General features: G+C 63.1%; 4 protein-coding genes. 1 reads left to right on the top strand and 3 read right to left on the bottom strand.

Annotated elements, in window-relative coordinates; translation table 11 throughout:
- Positions 1-580, bottom strand: a 580-nt coding sequence (locus EOA85_RS29865) for an ABC transporter permease subunit (RefSeq protein ID WP_127212144.1), incomplete at its 3' end; no start/stop codon positions are given.
- A gap of 162 nt (positions 581-742) precedes the next feature.
- Positions 743-1,516 (bottom strand): amino acid ABC transporter substrate-binding protein, encoded by a 774-nt coding sequence (locus EOA85_RS29870; RefSeq protein ID WP_127212145.1) that lies wholly within the window; start codon positions 1,514-1,516, stop codon positions 743-745.
- A 331-nt stretch (positions 1,517-1,847) separates the two neighbouring features.
- Between EOA85_RS29870 and EOA85_RS29875 the strand changes: the two genes are divergently transcribed.
- Positions 1,848-2,711 (top strand): RNA polymerase factor sigma-32, encoded by an 864-nt coding sequence (locus EOA85_RS29875; RefSeq protein WP_065011276.1) that lies wholly within the window; start codon positions 1,848-1,850, stop codon positions 2,709-2,711.
- 3 nt (positions 2,712-2,714) lie between these two features.
- On the opposite strand, the gene EOA85_RS29880 is transcribed toward EOA85_RS29875, so the two are convergent.
- On the bottom strand, positions 2,715-3,833 hold a 1,119-nt coding region (locus EOA85_RS29880; RefSeq protein ID WP_127212146.1), incomplete at its 5' end, for a M48 family metalloprotease.

A 3,833-nucleotide genomic window follows, 5' to 3' on the forward strand; every position in this document is an offset into this window, starting at 1 on the left:
CAGCCTCAATATAGAGGATCAGCGGCTCATAGGTGGTGGCGACGATCCGCTGCGCCGCCTGGAACATTTCCGGCACGGTGATGGCGGCGGCCAGCGATGTATCCTTGACCAGCGAGATGAAGGTGTTGGACAGCGGTGGCACCGCGACGCGGCCGGCCTGCGGCAGTATGGTGCGCCGCATCGCCTGGCTCCAGGTCATGCCGATCGAGTAGGCCGCCTCCCACTGCCCCTTCGGCACCGAGCCTATGACAGCGCGGATGATTTCCGACGTATAGGCGCCGATGTTGAGCGTGAAGCCGATCAACGCGGCTGAAAAAGCGTCGAGCAGGATGCCGACCGAGGGCAGGCCGTAGAAGATCAGGAAGAGCTGCACCAGAAGTGGCGTGCCACGGAAGATCCAGACGTAGAAGCGGACCACGGCGACCAGCGGCTTCGGGCCGAACAGCCGGACAAGCGCCGCAACCAGCCCTACGAAGAGACCGAATGCGAACGACAGGAGCGTTAGCGGAACGGTGAAGATCAGCGCGGCCCATAGCAGCGTCGGCAATGAGTCCAGCATCAATTGCAGCCAGTGCGGCACGAAAACCCTCCTTGCGAGATTGCCGCCCAAAAAAAGCGGCCCGGCAGCATCAAGGCGCGACCGTACGATCGTCATATCACGCGAAAAGCGGCGGCCGTCAAAGACGGCTCGCCGCAATGCTTGCCATGCGGGCCGGCAACCGGCCCGCTCCGTGCAATGCGCTTACTTCGAAACGTCCTGGCCGAAATAGGTGTCGGCGATCTTCTGGTAGGTGCCGTCGGCCTTGATGTCGGCCAGTGCCTGATTGATGGCGGCGACCAGTTCCGGATCGCCCTTGCGCACGATGACGCCGGAATAGTCGGCGTTTTCTTCCTGCGCGGCGATCTTCACATTGGCGTCGGGCTTTTGCTTCTTGAAATCGAGGAAGGACAGGCTGTCGTTGATGGTGGCGTCGGCGCGGCCGGTAAGAAGCAGCTGGATCGATTGGTCGAAACCATCGGTGCCGACGAGCTCGGCGCCGTTCGTTTCGGCGAGTTTGCCGAAATTCGAAGTCAGCGACTGCGCCGCCTTCTTGCCCTTGAGGTCGGCAAAGCTCTTGATATCGGTATTGTCGCCGCGCACGATCAGCACCGCTTTGGAAGCGATGTAGGGATCGGAGAAATCATACTTGGCCTTGCGCGCATCGGTGATGCCGACCTGATTGATGACGGCGTCATAACGCTTGGCGTCGAGGCCGGCGATCAGCCCGTCCCATTTGCCTTCGAGGAATTCGGCCTTGACGCCGAGGCGCTCGGCAATCGCCTGGGCTATCTCGACGTCGAAGCCGACCAATGCACCCGAGGCATCATGATAGGTGAAGGGGGCATAGGTGCCTTCGGTGCCGACCTTAAGGACGCCGACCTGCTTGATCTGATCGAGATTTGCGCCGGCATGGCCTGATGTGACGGCCAAAACCTGCAGTGTTCCGGCGACGATAAGCGATTTGAGCCATTTCATTTTTCTGTGATCCCGTCCTTGGCCGGCGTCCGGCGCATTTGTTGAGCGCCGGAAACTGACAGATGCAGGCTGGCGAAATAAGGAACCGGATTTCAAAAATAAGATGCTTTTGAAATCCAATTCTCAAAACGATATCGAGTCACGCCAACCGACCGCGTAGCGACCGCCGCAACGAGCTTTCGCCAGTGCAATCCACGCGACATCAGCGGCGGAACCATTCACCCGCGTGGCACGTTCTTGGCTGTTGTAGGGCGCGGCGTCGCCAATTCAACCACGATGCCAGCTCAGGGTCGAGCGATCGCACCGCAACGCCCGGAACAGGGAGCGTGGCATGATGGAAGATATGGCAGGGCGAACCATGGTCCGCGCGGCGATGAAAGCCCCCTATCTCGAGCGCGACGAGGAGCATCTTCTCGCGCTGCGCTGGAAGCAAGACAACGACCAGCAGGCGCTGCACCAAATCGCCATGGCGCATATGCGGCTGGTCATTTCCATGGCCTCGAAATTCCGCCACTACGGTCTGCCGCTCGGCGACCTGGTCCAGGAAGGCCATGTCGGCCTGCTGGAGGCAGCGGCCCGTTTCGAACCGGAGCGCGAAGTGCGGTTTTCGACCTATGCGACGTGGTGGATCCGCGCCTCGATGCAGGACTATATCCTGCGCAACTGGTCGATCGTGCGTGGCGGCACCAGTTCGGCGCAAAAGGCGCTGTTCTTCAATTTGCGGCGCCTGCGCGCCCGCTTGGCGAACGGCGCCGAGCCGATCTCGAATACCTCGCTCTACCGCGAGGTGTCGGTGGCGCTCGGCGTCTCGGAGGCCGACGTGGCGATGATGGACTCCCGCCTTTCGGCACCGGATAGCTCGCTCAACCAGCCGCTCGCCGACGATGCGGGCGCCACCGAGCGAATGGATTTCCTGGTTTCTGACGATCCTTTGCCGGACGAGGTCGTAGGCGACACGATCGATGTCGAACGCCGCTCTGTCTGGCTGAAAACGGCGCTCGGCGCGCTCAATGCCCGCGAGCTCAGGATCATAGAGGAGCGCCGGCTGAGCGACGAGGGCGCGACGCTCGAAGCCCTCGGCGAGGCGCTCGGCATCTCCAAGGAGCGCGTCCGCCAGATCGAGGCACGCGCCATGGAAAAGCTCAAGATAGCGCTGGTGAAGCAAAACCCCGAGTTTCTGGCGACAGCCGCCTGAATCTTATTTGTCGGTGATGATCTTGACCTTGTCGCCGGCGGACACTGCTGCACCGGGCGACATCGCGTTGAGCACCCTGAACAGGTCCAGCTTGCGATCGACGCCGACCATCTGCGCGGCGAGCGACCCCATGGTCTGTCCGGGCCGCACCGTGACAACACGGATATGCAGCGGCTTCAGCGCCGCTTTCTCGGTTGCGCTCAAGATACGGAAGGAGCCGCTGACCGAGCGCGCCACGGCATCCAGCGAGGTGCTGGCGGAAGGTGCTGCGGTCAACAGCCGGTAGACCTGACCGCCGGCGCGGATCACCGCGATGTCGAACTGCCAGCCCTCGGCGCTGGCATGCGCCGTCGCCGCCTCGTTGCCATTGATCGTTTCCTGGCGCACGCTGCTTTCGTCCAGACCGGCCACCCAGCCGCTGCGGATGTAGTCGGTCAGCGAGCGGCTCTTGTCGATCGAAACGCCGTCGAAGCGGATCGCTATGTCGCCTGGCCCGGTTGCCGTCACCGCCGCGGCCGAGTTGTCGATGATGAAGCCATCGGGCACCGAGAACGACACGCCGAGCCCTGGATGCATGAAGGTTTCGCCACGCACATAGCCCTCCTCCGGTGTGTCGCCGTAGAGCAGGCCGTCTATGCCGGCGAGGAAGGCGTCGCGGTCGCGCGTGCCGACGCCGGGCGCACCGAACTGGCGGGCATGACGCTGCGCCAGATCGATGCGTTGCGGCGTGTTCGGATGCGTCGCCAGGAAGTCGAGGCTGGCGTCGGTGGCGCCGCTGATAGAGCGGAAATCGGTGTAGGCCGACATGGACTGCAGGAAGCGGCCGGCGGCAAAGGGATCGAAGCCCGCCTCGCCGATCGACTTGATGCCGATGCCGTCGGCCTCAAGCTCCTGATTGCGCGAGAACTGGGCAAGCCGCAGCTTGCCGCGGATCAGTGCCGCCTTGGCGGTCGGGCTGTCGCCGAGCACATCCGAGACGACCTTGGTTGCAAACCCCTCCTCAGCCTCGAGCTGCTGGCGCTGCAAGCCGTGGTTTGCAGTGACGTGGCCCATCTCATGCGCGATGACCGCGGCGAGCTCGGCCGAATCGTTGGCCAGCGCCAACAGGCCGCGCGTGATGTA

Origin of the sequence: Mesorhizobium sp. M5C.F.Ca.IN.020.29.1.1 (assembly GCF_003997375.1) — a bacterium.
In the GTDB taxonomy this organism is placed as follows: domain Bacteria; phylum Pseudomonadota; class Alphaproteobacteria; order Rhizobiales; family Rhizobiaceae; genus Mesorhizobium; species Mesorhizobium wenxiniae.

Coding starts and splice junctions, on each gene's coding strand:
- EOA85_RS29875 (WP_065011276.1), top strand. CDS start 1,848: ATGATGGAAGATATGGCAGGGCGAACCATGGTCCGCGCGGCGATGAAA.
- EOA85_RS29870 (WP_127212145.1), bottom strand. CDS start 1,516: ATGAAATGGCTCAAATCGCTTATCGTCGCCGGAACACTGCAGGTTTTG.